13 protein-coding genes are annotated in these 16,015 nt (G+C 49.2%); 10 read left to right on the forward strand and 3 right to left on the reverse strand.

What is annotated here, in order from left to right; translation table 11 throughout:
• Positions 1-16: 16 nt before the first annotated feature.
• From CXL14_RS13820 to CXL14_RS13865, 10 genes are all read left to right on the forward strand, one after another.
• Positions 17-3,820 carry a non-ribosomal peptide synthetase gene (locus tag CXL14_RS13820; protein WP_014418070.1) on the forward strand — a complete coding sequence of 1,268 codons (3,804 nt, stop codon included), beginning with the start codon at positions 17-19 and terminating at the stop codon, positions 3,818-3,820.
• A gap of 74 nt (positions 3,821-3,894) precedes the next feature.
• The gene (locus CXL14_RS13825; RefSeq protein WP_014418069.1) at positions 3,895-4,275 is read left to right on the forward strand and encodes a DUF1360 domain-containing protein; all 381 of its coding nucleotides are present in this window, start codon (positions 3,895-3,897) and stop codon (positions 4,273-4,275) included.
• Positions 4,276-4,394: 119 nt separating this feature from the next.
• Positions 4,395-5,933 carry a glycoside hydrolase family 10-like protein gene (locus CXL14_RS13830; protein WP_014418068.1) on the forward strand — a complete coding sequence of 513 codons (1,539 nt, stop codon included), beginning with the start codon at positions 4,395-4,397 and terminating at the stop codon, positions 5,931-5,933.
• A gap of 139 nt (positions 5,934-6,072) precedes the next feature.
• On the forward strand, positions 6,073-7,215 hold the full coding sequence (locus CXL14_RS13835) for an acyl-CoA dehydrogenase family protein (RefSeq protein ID WP_014418067.1): 1,143 nt from the start codon (positions 6,073-6,075) through the stop codon (positions 7,213-7,215).
• Between the two features lie 44 nt (positions 7,216-7,259).
• Entirely contained in the window at positions 7,260-8,900 is a 1,641-nt protein-coding gene (locus CXL14_RS13840) for an AMP-binding protein (RefSeq protein ID WP_014418066.1), read from the forward strand.
• Positions 8,901-8,921: 21 nt separating this feature from the next.
• Positions 8,922-10,271, forward strand: coding sequence for an acetyl-CoA carboxylase biotin carboxylase subunit (locus CXL14_RS13845; RefSeq protein ID WP_014418065.1), 1,350 nt, complete (start codon positions 8,922-8,924; stop codon positions 10,269-10,271).
• The gene (locus CXL14_RS13850; RefSeq protein ID WP_007410121.1) at positions 10,268-10,480 is read left to right on the forward strand and encodes an acetyl-CoA carboxylase biotin carboxyl carrier protein subunit; all 213 of its coding nucleotides are present in this window, start codon (positions 10,268-10,270) and stop codon (positions 10,478-10,480) included. The genes CXL14_RS13845 and CXL14_RS13850 overlap by 4 nt, the downstream gene beginning before the upstream one ends.
• Before the next feature lie 15 nt (positions 10,481-10,495).
• Positions 10,496-11,395 (forward strand): hydroxymethylglutaryl-CoA lyase, encoded by a 900-nt coding sequence (locus CXL14_RS13855; protein ID WP_014418064.1) that lies wholly within the window; start codon positions 10,496-10,498, stop codon positions 11,393-11,395.
• 13 nt (positions 11,396-11,408) lie between these two features.
• Entirely contained in the window at positions 11,409-12,188 is a 780-nt protein-coding gene (locus CXL14_RS13860; protein WP_014418063.1) for an enoyl-CoA hydratase, read from the forward strand.
• Positions 12,189-12,205: 17 nt separating this feature from the next.
• A complete protein-coding gene (locus CXL14_RS13865) occupies positions 12,206-13,735 on the forward strand; it encodes an acyl-CoA carboxylase subunit beta (RefSeq protein ID WP_014418062.1) in 1,530 nt (509 codons plus the stop codon).
• A 54-nt stretch (positions 13,736-13,789) separates the two neighbouring features.
• On the opposite strand, the gene CXL14_RS13870 is transcribed toward CXL14_RS13865, so the two are convergent.
• From CXL14_RS13870 to CXL14_RS13880, 3 genes are all read right to left on the reverse strand, one after another.
• A complete protein-coding gene (locus CXL14_RS13870) occupies positions 13,790-14,380 on the reverse strand; it encodes an undecaprenyl phosphate transporter UptA (RefSeq protein WP_007410125.1) in 591 nt (196 codons plus the stop codon).
• A gap of 74 nt (positions 14,381-14,454) precedes the next feature.
• On the reverse strand, positions 14,455-15,348 hold the full coding sequence (gene galU / locus CXL14_RS13875) for a UTP--glucose-1-phosphate uridylyltransferase GalU (protein WP_053285118.1): 894 nt from the start codon (positions 15,346-15,348) through the stop codon (positions 14,455-14,457).
• Positions 15,349-15,354: 6 nt separating this feature from the next.
• Positions 15,355-15,762 (reverse strand): GtrA family protein, encoded by a 408-nt coding sequence (locus CXL14_RS13880; RefSeq protein ID WP_053285117.1) that lies wholly within the window; start codon positions 15,760-15,762, stop codon positions 15,355-15,357.
• Positions 15,763-16,015: the final 253 nt, after the last annotated feature.

A 16,015-nucleotide genomic window follows, 5' to 3' on the forward strand; every position in this document is an offset into this window, starting at 1 on the left:
CGAGCGGGAGGAACACATGGACAAAACGAAAAATATCCAAAACATTTATCCCCTCAGCCGAATGCAGGAAGGAATGCTTTTTCATTCCTTTCTGCAAAAGGAGGGGGCTGCATATATCGAGCAATCCGTCTTCACCATAAAAGGCCGGCTTCGTCCGGAATTGTTTGAGCAAAGCGTACAGTCTGTCATCAGCCGCCACGATATTTTCAGAACGGTTTTTTTACCTCATGTCGCTCAGCTGAACGGCCCCCGCCAAGTTGTGCTGCGTAAGCGGGAATTCCGGCTGCACCGCGAAGATCTTACACATTTGGACGAAGCGGGACAGAGCGCCTATTTACAGCGATTTAAGGAACGTGACCGCTTAAAAGGCTTTGACTTGCAAAAGGATATGCTGATGCGTGTTTCTTTGTTTAAAACGGCAGACGAGGAATATGTATGCGTCTGGAGCCACCATCACATCCTTATGGACGGCTGGTGCCTCGGCATCGTCCTTCAGGAATTCATGCATATGTACCGGGCGATTGAATCAGGCTCACCCGTCACACTGGCGCCCGCAAAGCCTTACAGCACTTATATTACATGGCTGACTGATCAGGACAAAGACGCGGCTTCTGAGTATTGGAAAGGATATTTAGCAGGCTGCGAGACACCCTCAGGACTCCCGAAAATATCGGCCCGTCCTCAGGAAAAAGGCTACCGTAAGAAAGAGCTGCTGTTTTCTTTAGATCAAAATCTGACAGACAGGCTGAAAACCATCGCCAAAGAAGAGGGCGCTACGCTCGCGGTTCTTATGCAGACTGTATGGGGCCTGATGCTGCAGCGCTACAACCGGACGGACGATGCCGTATTCGGCGCCGTCGTATCAGGGCGGCCTTCCGTCATTGACGGCGTGGAAAGCATGATCGGGCTGTTTATCAATACCGTGCCGGTACGCATTAAAACGGGTGATGAAAGCTTTAGAGAACTGCTGGGCCGCTGCCAGAAAGAAATGCTTGATTCAGAGGCGTTCAGCTACCATCCGCTTGCTGACATCCAATCTCAGACTGAGCTGAAACAGGATTTAATCGACCATATCATCGTGTTTGAAAATTATCCGATTCAGCAGCAGATGAAAGACGCGGAAAAGGAATCGGATGCACCGTTCCGGATCGGGAATGTCAACGTGTCGGAACAATCGGGCTACGATTTTAACCTCATCATAGCGCCCGGCGATGAGCTGCTCATCAAATTCAGCTACAATGCGAACGTTTATGACGAAGTATGGATAGAGAGCGTAAAAGGACACTTGGAAGAAGCTCTGCGCGGCGCCGCCTTCAATCCCGATGTTCCCGCTGATCGGCTACCGATGCTCGGACAAAAGGAAAAATCAAGAATAATCGGCGAATTTAATGACACGAAAACAACTTATGAAAGAGACGAAAGCATCATCAGCCTGTTCAGCCGACAGGTGAAGAAAACCCCGGACCATCAGGCGCTTCACGCCGGCGGGCTGACGATGACGTACCGGGAGCTCGATGAACGGTCAACTGCATTCGCCCGCACCCTGCTGGAAAACGGTTTGGCGCCAAAGGGAATTGTCGGGATTCTGGCCGAACGCTCACCGGAATTTATCATCGCTGTTCTCGCTGTATTGAAAGCGGGAGGGACGTACCTTCCTCTTGATGCAGAACTGCCAACCGACAGGATCGCCGATATGCTCACTGAGAGCGGAGCACAGCTGTTAACGGTGCAAAAAGGGATTGAGACTGACTTTGACTTTTCTCACATCATCTCTATCCCGGCTGCCGCAGAGAAACAAACCGCTGATGCGGGAAAACTGAATACCGATACAGCACCTGATGACCTTGCCTATATTATGTATACATCCGGTTCAACAGGAAAACCGAAGGGCGTGATGATTTCCAACCGAAACGTCGTATCGCTCGTGTCAAACAGCAATTACACGTCGGCCGGCATGACGGACCGTCTCATTCTGACAGGGTCCATCGGTTTCGACGCAGTGACGTTTGAAATCTTCGGAGCGCTTTTGAACGGGGCCTGTCTTCATATGGTTGACCGCTCGACAATGCTTGCCCCTGAGAGGTTCGGCAATTATCTTTCATCCAACCGGATTACGATTTTGTTTTTGACGACGGCGCTCTTTAACCAGTTTGCCCAGGCAGATCCGGAGATGTTTTCCGGATTGCACACCTTATATGTCGGCGGAGAAGCATTGTCCCCGGCGCTCATCAATAAGGTCAGACACCGCTGTCCGAATCTCAGCCTTTATAACATATACGGACCGACGGAAAATACGACGTTTTCCACCTTTTACGAAATCAGGCACGATTTTTCTCAGCCGATCCCAATCGGAAAACCGATCAGCAATTCAACCGCATATATCATTGATAAAAATGGCGGACTTGCGCCGATCGGCGTGCCCGGTGAGCTTTGTGTCGGCGGTGACGGGGTTGCCAAAGGCTATTTAAACAGGCCTGACTTAACAAGTGAAGCATTTGTCAGCCACCCGATTCATCCTGAAGAAAAGATCTACAAAACAGGCGACTTGGCACACTGGCTGCCTGATGGAAGCATCGGATACATCAGCCGTATTGACCGTCAATTCAAGATTCGCGGGAAGCGGATTGAGCCGGCCGAAATTGAAGCACGCTTGACTGAAATAGATGGAATCAGGGAATCGGCAGTCATCGTAGCAAAAGAAGGACAAGAAGCAATCCTTTGTGCGTATTATACGGGCGCGCATGTTGAAGAAAAAACCATTCGATCTCTATTGGCCAGGTCGCTTCCCGACTATATGATTCCTCAGTATGTGATTAAGCTTGACCGTATGCCGCTTACCGCAAACGGCAAAGTGGACCGCCGCGGGCTGCCTGCGCCAGAACGGAAAAAAACGTCATCAAAAGCCGTTCCGCCACGAAACTGGGTGGAGCGTGAGCTGATCGACATTTGGACGCCGATCCTCGGCTGCGGGGAGCTGGGCATACAGGATGACTTCTTTGAGCTGGGCGGCCATTCTTTGAAAGCATTGCAAGTGATTCATCAGCTGAAGACCAGGCAGCAGATGGATGTGCCGATTGAAATGATATTTGAATATCCGACAATTGAACAATTGGCTGAAAAGCTATATTCCAGCACACTGTCAGAAGCTGCAGAGCAGCATATCAGCAGACTGAACCAGCCGAAAGGCCGCAATCTTTTCTGTTTTCCGCCTATCTCAGGTTTCGGCATTTTCTTTAAAGATCTTGCGGCGGCATTAAATGGACGGGCTGCTGTGTACGGTTTTAACTTTATTGAAGAAGACAGCAGAATGGAACAATACATTGATAAAATGCTGGAAATCCAGCCGGAAGGCCCTTATATCCTCTTCGGATATTCGGCAGGCGGCAATACGGCATTCGAGGCGGCAAAAGCGATGGAAAAGCGCGGCTTAGAAATCAGTGACGTCATTATCGCAGACGCGTACAGAAAGCTTGACGCACTGCCGCCGCAGCCAACAAACGCAACAGCCGACAACGTCCCGGAAGCCGTCAGAGAAGCAGTCATCAAAAAGACAGAGCGCTATCAAACGTACTGGGCGGAACTGATAAATGACGGCCAAATCGCGGCCAACCTCCATTTTATCGAGGCCGGCATAAAGGAAGAACACAGTGATAAGACCGAGCCGATGAAATGGGAAGGCGCCACAACGGGACTCTATCAGGAATATCAAGGCGAGGGCGCCCATAAAGATATGTTTGAACCCGCCTTTGCACAGCAAAATGCTGAGGTCATACTGGACATCATTGCAAACAGCGGAAGACTCTTGGCGCGGAATCTGTAACATCCGGCAGAATGGCTGAAGAAGACAAAGGGCAAGATAGGGGAATCAAACTCAGTTTTTTTGGAGGCTTTGACATGACGAACCTATCTTGGCTTACGTATGTAATGATTATTCTTGCCAGCTACCGGCTGACCCATTTGATCGTATTTGATAAGATTACGGAATTCATAAGAAAACCCTTTATAAAGCAAGAAAAAACCGTCGATCAAAACGGGCGCGCCGTCCAAAAAAAAGTCCCTTCCTCCGCATTCGGTTATATGCTGCAATGTTATTGGTGTGCGGGCGTCTGGTGCGCCATATTGATCGGCATCTGCTACTTGGTCTGGCCCCGCTATGCACATCCGGTTATTTTCATTTTGTCCATCGCCGGAGCGCAGGCCATTCTTGAAACTTGTGTCGGCGTCGGAACGAAGATCATTGACGTGCTCGCCGCCATGAAACATAAAAAGTCCTGAAGCGTTTATTCGCTTTAGGACTTTTTTCTTTCCCTTTTAGGCTAAGAGGAGCAAAGCAGGCTTTCTGATTCACCGCCCGGAATGCTTCGGAATACCGTAAAGCAGAGAGGGGGAAAAACATGAAAAGCTGCCGTTTTAGCATGATATGGTTTTTGGCCGTTGTACTGACAGCCGGCATCTTTACATTCTCAGCATCCGCACAAGCAAGCGGCACTCAGCCGGAGAGAGAAATGAGAGCCGTATGGATCGCGTCTGTCACCAATATCGACTGGCCCTCTAAAAAAGGGCTGTCACCGGAAGAGCAAAAAAGAGAATACAGCAAGCTGCTGGATGACGTTCAGGAGATGGGAATGAACGCCGTTATCGTCCAAATTAAGCCTGCGGCTGATGCTTTTTATCCATCAGATTACGGGCCTTGGTCAGAGTATCTGACAGGAACACAAGGCAAAAATCCCGGCTACGATCCGCTTGCTTTTTTAGTTGAAGAGACACATAAACGGAATCTTGAATTTCACGCTTGGTTCAATCCTTACCGGATCACGATGAATCATACAAATTTGAATGCGCTTTCAGATGATCATCCCGCGCGTTCCCATCCGGACTGGGTCGCTGCATACGGAAAACAGCTGTACTATAATCCGGGCATTCCGGAAGTAAGACAATTTATAACGGATGGAATCAAAGAGGTGGTCAGCCGTTATGACATTGATGCGGTTCATATGGATGATTATTTTTATCCTTATAAAATTGCCGGACAGGAATTCCCCGATCAGGCGGAATACGAACGGTACGGAAAAGCTCACTTTGCATCAGTTGATGACTGGCGCAGGGATAATGTCAACCGGCTTGTAAAAGAAATCAACCAAACCATCAAACGAGAAAAACCTTATGTCAAATTCGGAATCAGCCCGTTCGGCGTATGGAGAAATGTCGCAGATGACCCGACAGGCTCCGAAACGGCCGCCGGGGTGCGGAACTACGATGATTTATATGCTGATACGAGAGAATGGATCCAAAAAGGATACATTGATTACATCGCACCGCAAATTTACTGGAGCATCGGATTTAAAGCGGCGGCATATGACGTCTTAGCGGATTGGTGGGGAAAAGAAGTGAACAATCGGCCGGTGCATTTATATATCGGGCAGGCAGCTTATAAAATCAACAACAATGCTGATCCGGCCTGGGCCGACCCGGGGGAATACGGAAGACAGATTGCTCTTAACAGGGGATCAGCTTGGATTAAAGGAAGCATGCATTTCAGTTTAAAGGATTTAAACCGTAATCCGCTCGATGTGAAAAACCGTTTGATCAAAGACATGTACAGCCGGCCCGCATTAATTCCCGAGATGCCTTGGCTCGGACATTCCGCTTTAAAAAAACCGGCTGTCAAACGGGCGGAGAAGAATGCTTCAGGCCATACACTCTATATTGAAGATGCGAAATCCAACGGTGAAAAAACGGCTTATTACGCCATTTACCGCGCAGAAAAGGGAAAGCAGCCTTATTTAGTGGATACAGTCAGAAAAACATCGTCACGGACGCAAACATTTTCAGATACTGATATTCGGGCGGAAGAAGCCTGTACCTATATCGTTACTTCCGTTGACAGGCTACACCATGAGAGCCGTCCCTCCGCAAAACGGACGGTTAAATAGCCATTATTAATAAACTGACAGTTGCGGCGCTGTCAGTTTTTTTGCGGCGGATGAGTCCGAATGTTCAGACTTCATTTGGATGGAATGAATAAAGACCCCCATTAATAAAATGTAGAAAGCAGCAGAAGGAGGAAGGTTAATGAATTTTCAACTGACAAAAGAACAGCAGATGGTGCGCGAAATGGTCAGAGATTTCGCCAAAAATGAAATTGCCCCGAAAGCCCATGAGGTTGATCAATCAGCCGTCTTCCCGATAGACACATTTAAAAAAATAGGCGAACTCGGGCTGCTCGGAATTCCGTTTCCGGAAGAATACGGCGGGGCGGGCGGTGATACCATTTCATATGCAGCAGCGGTCGAAGAAATCGGAAAAGCCTGCGGCAGCACGGGGCTGAGCTACGCGGCAGCCGTGTCACTCGGCGCAAGCCCATTATACTATTTCGGTACTGAACAGCAAAAGCAAGAACATCTTATTCCGCTTGCTTCGGGAAAAGCGCTCGGATCATTCGGGCTGACAGAGCCGAATGCCGGTTCAGATGCCGGCGGTACCCAGACAAAAGCCGAGAAAAAGGGCGATGACTATGTGATAAACGGAGAGAAATGCTGGATCACAAACGCAAATTACGCCCGCACGGTCATTGTCACCGCCGTTACGGGAAAGAACTCCGCCGGAAAACCGATCATTTCAGCTCTCATCGTCCCCACAGACACACCGGGATTTACGATCACAAATCCGTACGACAAGATGGGTGTGAGAGGATCGGATACGGCCGAGCTTGTGCTGGAGGATGTCAGGGTGCCTGCCGATAACCTGCTCGGTGATCCTGAAAAAGGTTTTAAACAATTTTTATATACATTAGACGGCGGGCGGATCTCGATTGCGGCACTGGCTGTCGGTATCGCTCAAGGCGCGCTGGAGGCGTCGCTGTCATATGCGAAGGAACGCAAGCAGTTCGGCAGTCCGATATCGTCATTTCAAGCCATTCAATTTAAGCTGGCCGATATGGCGATGGAAATTGACCTTGCCAGACAGATGGTGCTTAAAGCGGCATGGCTGAAGGATCAAAACCTGCCATTTACGAAAGCAGCGGCATTCGCCAAGCTTTATGCTTCAGAAATGGCCGTCAGAACGTGCCTTCAGGCCATCCAAATTCATGGCGGTTCCGGTTATATGAAGGAATGCGGTGTCGAACGTATGCTTCGTGACGCAAAGCTGATGGAGATTGGCGAAGGAACGTCAGAAATTCAAAGAATGGTCATCGCAAGACAGCTTTTGAAGTGAAATGAAAACGTTTACCAAGACAGGGATGGAAGGGGGCAGGTCATATGGCTGAACTTATCCATTTAACAGCCGGAAAGCTGCTTGAGCGGACCGCGAAGCTTTTTCCGGATCATGAAGCGGTTGTTTACCCTGAGCGCAGCCTTCGTTATACGTATGCCGAGTTTGACCGGTTATGCCGGCAAACCGCAAAAGGGCTGATGAAGCTGGGAGTTGAAAAAGGAGATCATGTGGCCATATGGGCATCCAACATTCCGGAATGGCTCGCGGCGCAATTTGCAACGGCGAAAATCGGCGCCGTTCTGGTCACCATTAATACCAATTTTCAAATCGCAGAGCTCGATTACCTGCTGGCACATTCAGACGTCTCGGCCTTGATAATCATGGATTCCTACCGGCAGACATCTTATGTTGAGATGGTGAATAAGCTGATTCCCGAACTGAAAACTTGTGAGCGCGGCAGGCTGCGTTCGAAACGTTATCCATTTTTACGGACGGTGTTATATATCGGTGATAAAAGCCCGCCCGGGATGCACCGTTGGGATTCTTTGCTGAAGGATGCCGAGTCTGTAACGGATGCAGAGCTTGACGGAAGGATGGACAGCCTGAAAAAGGATGATTGCATTCATATGCAATATACATCAGGTACGACCGGATTTCCGAAAGGCGTCATGCTCTCACATTTTAATATCGTAAATAACGCGGCCAATATCGCAGAATGCATGAAGCTTACTTCATGTGACCGTTTATGTATTCCCGTGCCGTTTTTCCACTGCTTTGGGTGTGTGCTCGGCGTGCTGGCATGTGTTTCCGCGGGTGCGGCGATGATTCCGATCGAACAGTTTTCTCCGCCGGCCGTTCTGAAAACGGTGGAGAAAGAAGCCTGCACGGCTCTGCACGGTGTACCGACGATGTTTATCGCCCTCCTAAATGACAGCCGTTTTTCTGAATATGATCTTTCCCACGTCCGAACCGGGATTATGGCAGGCTCGCCATGCCCGGCGGAAGTCATGAGAGAAGTGATCGGCAAAATGGGGATGACCGACATTACCATTGCCTACGGACAGACCGAAGCATCACCTGTTATTACGCAGACAAGAACGGATGATTCATTTGAAAGAAGAGTGGAAACAGCGGGGCGCGCGCTTCCCCATATCGAAGTCAGAATCGTTCGGCCCGGAACATCCCAAGAAGCCGCCCGGGGCGAACAAGGAGAGCTCTGCACCCGCGGATATCATGTCATGAAAGGCTATTATAAAAATCAAGAAGCGACCGAAGCAGCGATAGACAAAGACGGCTGGCTGCATACCGGTGATTTAGCGGTCATGGACGAGGACGGATACTGCAAAATCACGGGCCGTCTGAAAGACATGCTGATCAGGGGCGGCGAAAATATCTATCCGCGCGAGATTGAGGAAATGTTATATCGGCATCCCGCGGTAGCAGACGTTCAGGTCGTCGGCGTGCCTGATCCGAAATACGGAGAAGAGGCCGCGGCGTGGATCAGGCTCAAAGACGGACAAACCGCTTCCGCAGAAGACATCAGAGCCTTTTGCAAAGAACATATCGCCCGCTATAAAGTCCCCAGGTATGTTTTGTTTACAGATGAATATCCAATGACAGCCTCCGGAAAAATTCAGAAATTCAAGCTGCGGAAAAAAACGATTGAAGAGCTCAAGTTAACTTAATGAAAAAGGAGTGCTTCACATTTGTTTAAAAAAGTCCTGATTGCCAACAGAGGAGAAATCGCCTTAAGAATTATCCGCACCTGCAAACGTCTCGGCATCCCCTCGGCAGCTGTGTATTCAGAAGCCGACCGGGACGCGCTGCATGTAAAAGCGGCTGATGAGGCCTATCCGATCGGTAAATCGAGAGTAAATGAAAGCTATTTACATATCGACAGAATCATAGAAGCCGCTAAATCCGCCGGAGCGGACGCCATTCATCCGGGCTACGGGCTGCTGTCAGAAAACAGCCTGTTCGCCGAACGCTGCCGGAAGGAACAAATCACATTTATCGGTCCGCCCGGTGATATCATCGCCAAGATGGGCAGCAAGATAGAAGCCCGAAAAACGATGCAAAAAGCAAAGGTCCCGATCGTTCCCGGTGTTCCAGAGCCATTGCCCGATGTTCACTCCGCCTTAGCCGAAGCCCGTGCCATCGGTTTTCCGGTCATGCTGAAAGCGTCCGCAGGCGGCGGCGGAATCGGCATGCAGATCGTACATTCAGAAGAAGAGCTGGCCAAAGCGTTCGAAGGCAATCAAAAGCGGGCCGCCTCCTTTTTTGGAGACGGCGCAATGTACATGGAAAAGGTCATTGAAAATGCCCGTCATATTGAAATTCAGATACTCGCAGATTCTTTCGGCAACACCGTTCATCTGTTTGAACGTGACTGTTCAGTCCAAAGGCGCCACCAAAAAGTGATAGAAGAAGCGCCGTCACCGTTTGTTGACGATGAATTAAGACAAAGACTCGGTGAAACCGCCGTTAAAGCCGCAAAATCGATCGGCTACCAAAATGCAGGCACAATAGAATTTCTCGTCGACCAAAAGAAACAAATCTATTTTTTAGAGATGAACACAAGACTGCAGGTGGAGCATCCGGTGACAGAAGAAATTACAGGACTGGATCTTGTGGAAGAACAGCTGAAAATTGCCGCTGGGCAGGCGCTGACTTTCTCGCAGAAAGATATCAACCACCGCGGTCATGCAATAGAAGTGCGGATCTATGCGGAAGATCCGGTCACCTTTTACCCGTCACCCGGTACCATCTCGTCTTTTTCCGTTTTAAGACACCCGTCAGTGCGACACGAATGCGCCGTCGAAAAGGGAAGCGTCATTTCTCCGTTTTACGATCCGATGATTGCCAAAATGATCGTCACGGCGAATACGAGAAAACAAGCCATTGAACAACTGAAAACCGCCCTTGGCGAATATCATGTAGAAGGGATTAAAACCAACATTCCGCTGCTGACAAAAATTGCCCATTCAGAAGTGTTTGAAAAGGGTGAGGCGACAACCGGCTTTTTACAAACAATGAACGAGGGGGCGTCAAAATGAGCGTCATAAAAATTCAGATGGCGGGAAACCTGTGGAAAATTCATGTGAAGCCGGGTGATGTCATTGAAGAAGGACAGGAAGTGGCCATCTTGGAATCTATGAAAATGGAAATTCCGATTATCGCTGATGCAGCGGGTACGGTGAAAGAAGTGAAAAAATCAGAAGGTGATTTCACTGATGAAGGAGAGGTCCTGATTGAACTTCAATAAAACGGGAGGTGCAGCATGAACTGTCCGAAACATGTCCGCATCAATGAAGTAGGACCGCGTGACGGCTTGCAGAATGAATCGGCGTGGGTGGATACAGAAGAAAAGATTGAGTGGATCAATATGCTTTCAAAAACAGGCCTTCCCTATATCGAAGTGACATCATTCGTGCATCCGAGATGGATTCCGGCTCTTCGTGACAGCCTGGACGTCGCAAAAGGCATTGCCAGATCTGAACATACGGTCTACGCGGCTCTCGTTCCGAACCTCATCGGGCTGGAGCATGCGGCAGAAGGCGGAATCGATCAGGCATGTGTATTTTTATCTGCAAGCGAAACCCATAACCAAAAAAACGTAAACAAACCGATTGACCGGACCGTTCAAGAGCTCAGGCGGGTTATTACTGAAGCAAAAGCTGAAAAAATGGCGACGAGAGCTTATCTGTCCACTGTGTTCGGCTGTCCGTACGAACAGAACGTGCCGGTCGAACAAGTCATCCGCCTGTCAGACACCCTGCTCGAAATGGGTGTTGATGAAATATCGCTCGGCGACACGATCGGCGCGGCAAACCCCTTGCAGGTCATAGCCGTGCTTGAAGCCCTTTTGCCGAGAATTCCCGCCTCAAAAATCGCACTCCATTTCCATGATACAAGAGGAACGGCTCTAGCGAATATCATTCCCGCTCTTGATATGGGCATCACATCCTTTGATACTTCCTCAGGCGGGCTTGGCGGCTGCCCGTACGCTCCTGGATCAGCAGGCAACGCTGCCACAGAAGACGTCATTTATATGCTCGAACAAATGGGGATTGATACCGGGACGGACATGAATAAACTTCTTTATGCCGCCGGCTGGATCGCGGATAAAATAGGCAAAGACCTGCCAAGCAGAAACCTGCAGGCATTCAGAACGAAATGAGAAAGGAGAAGCCATGGAAGATTGCGTCTTGTATTCCGTCTGTCAAGAAACGATCGGTCTGATCACGCTGAACCGCCCGCATGCGGCCAACTCGCTGTCTTCAGAAATGATTGATCATTTACAGCGTGTGATTGAAGACATCAAAAACTCGCCGTCCATTCGTTGTGTCATTCTCACCGGCACCGGGAACACATTTTGCGCCGGTGCTGATTTAAAAGAAAGAGCGGGGATGAACCATGAACAAGTCAAACAAAGCGTCAGGCGTATCGGTGAAACGGCCGCATCCATTGAAGCTCTCCCGCAGCCGGTCATTGCAGCGCTGAACGGAACCGCTGTCGGAGGAGGCCTTGAACTCGCTCTCGCCTGCGATATCAGAATCGCCGTCAGCCGGGCGGGCCTCGGCCTTCCTGAAACAGGGCTTGCGATCATTCCCGGAGCGGGCGGAACGCAGAGACTTCCCCGGCTTATCGGCCCCGGCGCGGCAAAAGAATTGATCTATACCGGCCGAAGGCTTTCTGCCGAAGAGGGAAAAGACATGAAGCTGATCGAGCATGTTTGTGAAGCCGATGAACTTATGGAAAAAGCAAAAGCACTGGCCGGCCGCATCGCCGCTAATGGGCCGATCGCCGTCAGACAAGCAAAATCCGCGATAAACAAGGGTCTGGAGACAGATCTCAATACAGGGCTCGAAATCGAACGAAAAGCATATGAACAAGTCATCCCCACACTTGACAGAGAAGAGGGCCTGCGCGCTTTTAAAGAAAAAAGACCCCCTGAATACAAAGGAAAATAAAACATGGAGGGACTCGGATGGATTACGAAAAAGAACGGCAGACACGCAGCAAAACGATTGAAAAGGGAGGAGCCGCGAAATATCACGCAAGCAACGAAAAGAAGGGAAAACTTTTTGTAAGAGACAGGCTGAAGCTTTTATTCGATGACGGCATATCCGTTGAAGACGCTTTTTTCGCCGAGTGCATGTCAGACGGACTGCCGGCTGACGGGGTCGTTACCGGGATCGGAACCATCGGCGGCAGAACCGTTTGTGTGATGGCAAACGACTCAACCGTAAAGGCGGGGTCGTGGGGCGCGAAAACGGTGGAAAAGATCATCCGTATTCAGGAGACGGCGGAAAAGCTTCAGTGTCCGCTCTTGTACTTAGTCGATTCCGCAGGTGCGAGAATTACGGATCAGGTCGACATGTTCCCGGGCAGAAGGGGAGCCGGCCGCATCTTTTATAATCAAGTAAAGCTGTCGGGCCGCATTCCGCAAATCTGTTTATTGTTCGGCCCTTCCGCTGCGGGCGGCGCTTACATTCCGGCCTTTTGCGACATTGTCATTATGGTCGAAGGCAATGCATCCATGTACTTAGGCTCCCCGCGTATGGCGGAAATGGTGATTGGCGAGAAAGTATCGCTTGAAGAAATGGGCGGCGCCCGTATGCATTGTTCCGTATCAGGCTGCGGTGATCTCCTCGCCCCGACGGAACAGGAAGCAATCATGATGGCGCAGACATATCTCAGCTACTTTCCGGCAAATTATACTGAAAAAGCGCCCGTCAACAAATCTAAGAACCCGAAAGCTTTTGAAAAACCGCTCTCAGATGTCATCCCGGCACATCAAAACGCACCGTTCAACATGATGGATTTAATTGAACGTGTCATTGATGAAGACTCATTTTTTGAGATTAAACCGTTATTTGCGCAGGAATTAATAACGGGGCTTGCGCGGATTCACGGACAGCCGGTCGGCATTATCGCCAATCAGCCGCGTGTCAAAGGCGGGGTTTTATTTCTCGATTCGGCGGATAAAGCCGCAAAATTTATCGCTTTGTGCGACGCATTCCATATTCCGCTTCTGTTTTTAGCAGACATTCCCGGATTCATGATCGGAACGAAGGTTGAGCAGGCGGGCATCATCAGGCATGGCGCAAAAATGATCTCCGCAATGGCGGAAGCGACTGTTCCGAAGCTTTCCGTTATCGTCAGAAAAGCCTACGGTGCCGGATTATACGCGATGGCGGGGCCTGCTTTTGAACCGGACTGCTGTTTAGCGCTTCCGACTGCGCAAATTGCCGTAATGGGTCCTGAAGCAGCGGTGAATGCGGTCTACGCAAAGAAAATCAGCGAGCTAGCCCCTGAAGAAAGGCCGGCTTTTATTCAAGAAAAGCGTGATGAATATAAGGAAGACATTAACCTTTACCGGCTTGCCTCTGAAATGGTGATTGACGGCATTGTTCCTGCTGATTCCTTGCGGGATGAACTCAATAAACGCCTCACTGCTTACATGTCCAAACAACTGACATTCACACACCGGAAACACCCCGTATACCCGGTATAAATAAAAAAAAGACTGCATAGATCCGGCTCACAGCCGTTCTTATGCAGTCTTTTTTCACAGTCTTGATCTCATTTTCTTCACAACAAAATAAACAACAATAAATACGAGAGCCAAGATAATGATCGGAGTTGTATACATTCCGGCATAGCTGTCTACGTCTTTCCACTGTCCCCCGAGCTGATACCCGAGATAAACGAAAATGACAGACCACGGAATAATGGCAAGCGTCGTCAATATGACAAACTTGGAAAGAGGCATTTTCGCAAGGCCGGCCGGGATGGAAATCGCATGTCTGACGACCGGGATAAACCGCGCCGAGAACACCACGCCGGCGCCGTAACGGCGAAACCAGTTTTCCGCAACATCAACATGATGCTTTTTCAGAAGTAAGTACTTGCCGTACTTGTCCAAAAACGGCCGTCCCCCATAACGGGCGATCCAGTAAATAAAGCACTGCGCGATCGTTCCCCCGATCACACCGGCGACAATGGCGCCGATAAAGCTGATCGTGCCTTCTGACACCATATAGCCTCCGTAAGCCAGAACGATTTCACTCGGAATGATTTCGATCATTAATCCGAGCGCAATCCCTAAATAGCCCATACTTGTCAGCCAGGATAATATTTCACTAATAAAATTGCCCACACTGTTCACAACCTCTTTATCTTTTTACCCAATTATATGACTGATTGACAAGCAAAATGGTTACAAATTATTTTTTAACGCACGATTTCTTCAGATTCTCTTTTTAACACCTCTTCTAAATAAGCTAAAAGTTTCGGTCTCATTTCTTCCCGCAGAAGCCCGATCTCCGTGCCGGCCTTAAAACAGCCGAACTTATCTCCTATATCAAACCGGCTTCCTTCAAGCTCCCGCGCATAAATGCTTCGGGTGCGGCACACTTCGCGCAGCGCGTCTGTCAATTGGATTTCGTTGCCCGCGCCTCTTCCGATCGTCTTCAGCGTTTTAAAAATAGCAGGGGTTAATATGTAGCGGCCCATCACGGCAATATGAGAGGGCGCCTTTTCAACAGCCGGTTTCTCAATCAGATCCTCAACCTGGTATACATGACCGCTCTGCCGCCCCGTCTGTATAATACCATATTTGCTGACATCAGCAGGATCGACGGGCTGTACGCCGATCGTTTCTGTGCCGTGTTGGTTATAGACGTCTATGAGCTGTGAAAGAGCGGGAGTGTCAGATACCATAATATCATCACCTAAGAGAACGGCAAAAGGCTCATCTCCGATAAAATGCTCCGCACACAGCACCGCATGTCCTAATCCGAGCGGTTCTTTCTGACGGATGTAATGAATATTGGCCAAATCGGCGATCTGCTGCATCTCCTTCAGCGTCTCCGTCTTGCCTTTTTCCCGCAGATTGAATTCCAATTCCGCCGACCGGTCAAAATGATCTTCAATCGAGCGTTTGTTTCTCCCTGTAATAATCAGTATATCTTCAATTCCTGACGCTGCGGCCTCTTCGACAATATATTGGATGGCCGGTTTGTCGACAATCGGCAGCATTTCTTTCGGCTGCGCCTTTGTCGCCGGCAGAAATCTCGTTCCTAAACCTGCTGCGGGAATGACCGCTTTTCTCACTTTTTTTCTCATTCATCTTCACTCCTGATCCTGTATGTTTTTCAGCGAATCTCCAAATACCCAGATTCGGTTTCCGATAAAATTCATCATCATTCCGCCGATAGTGGCGGCTAACTTACTCACCAATAGCGAACAGCCGCCTTTTTGAAACGCGTAAAGCAGCAAAAAGGTGATTCCCGACGCGGCAAGATTAATCATGAGAAATCGAATGATCTCTTTCCCGTCAGCCTTGCGTTTTACACGAAACGTCCACTTCCGGTTCCATACATAGCTGTTGATGATCCCTGCCGAATAGGAGCAGATCTGCGCCGGAAGATAGGGGACATGACAAGCGGCGAGAAGAAAGAAGACACCAAAATCAATCAGCGTATTTCCGACGCCTACAGTGCAAAAACGGCCTGCTGTCTTTACTTTTTCTTTCAGCATAACGGCATCCGGCTTTGACCTCCCTTCATAAGTAAGATGCGGATCGCTGTCCTATTTGTTGATATGGATTACTTTAACGGACAGTGTTGAATAAACAATTACTAAAATATGAACAAAACATGAAAACGTAATGAGGCTTTGCAAAACTCATTAAGTTAACAGTTTGATAGTTTAGGTTGACATATTCCGTGAGGGGCACTAATATTCTGTATAAGTGTTAACCTTTAATTATTTTGGTTAACATTAATTTTCA

Origin of the sequence: Bacillus sp. SJ-10 (genome assembly GCF_002843505.1) — a bacterium.
GTDB lineage: Bacteria > Bacillota > Bacilli > Bacillales > Bacillaceae > Bacillus > Bacillus velezensis.

What these genes read in the sequence shown, in the direction of transcription:
- CXL14_RS13850 (WP_007410121.1), top strand. Translation starts at nt 10,268, where the DNA reads ATGAGCGTCATAAAAATTCAGATGGCGGGAAACCTGTGGAAAATTCAT.
- CXL14_RS13865 (WP_014418062.1), top strand. Translation starts at nt 12,206, where the DNA reads ATGGATTACGAAAAAGAACGGCAGACACGCAGCAAAACGATTGAAAAG.
- CXL14_RS13830 (WP_014418068.1), top strand. Translation starts at nt 4,395, where the DNA reads ATGAAAAGCTGCCGTTTTAGCATGATATGGTTTTTGGCCGTTGTACTG.
- CXL14_RS13855 (WP_014418064.1), top strand. Translation starts at nt 10,496, where the DNA reads ATGAACTGTCCGAAACATGTCCGCATCAATGAAGTAGGACCGCGTGAC.
- CXL14_RS13835 (WP_014418067.1), top strand. Translation starts at nt 6,073, where the DNA reads ATGAATTTTCAACTGACAAAAGAACAGCAGATGGTGCGCGAAATGGTC.
- CXL14_RS13860 (WP_014418063.1), top strand. Translation starts at nt 11,409, where the DNA reads ATGGAAGATTGCGTCTTGTATTCCGTCTGTCAAGAAACGATCGGTCTG.
- CXL14_RS13825 (WP_014418069.1), top strand. Translation starts at nt 3,895, where the DNA reads ATGACGAACCTATCTTGGCTTACGTATGTAATGATTATTCTTGCCAGC.
- CXL14_RS13840 (WP_014418066.1), top strand. Translation starts at nt 7,260, where the DNA reads ATGGCTGAACTTATCCATTTAACAGCCGGAAAGCTGCTTGAGCGGACC.
- CXL14_RS13880 (WP_053285117.1), bottom strand. Translation starts at nt 15,762, where the DNA reads ATGCTGAAAGAAAAAGTAAAGACAGCAGGCCGTTTTTGCACTGTAGGC.
- galU (WP_053285118.1), bottom strand. Translation starts at nt 15,348, where the DNA reads ATGAGAAAAAAAGTGAGAAAAGCGGTCATTCCCGCAGCAGGTTTAGGA.
- CXL14_RS13820 (WP_014418070.1), top strand. Translation starts at nt 17, where the DNA reads ATGGACAAAACGAAAAATATCCAAAACATTTATCCCCTCAGCCGAATG.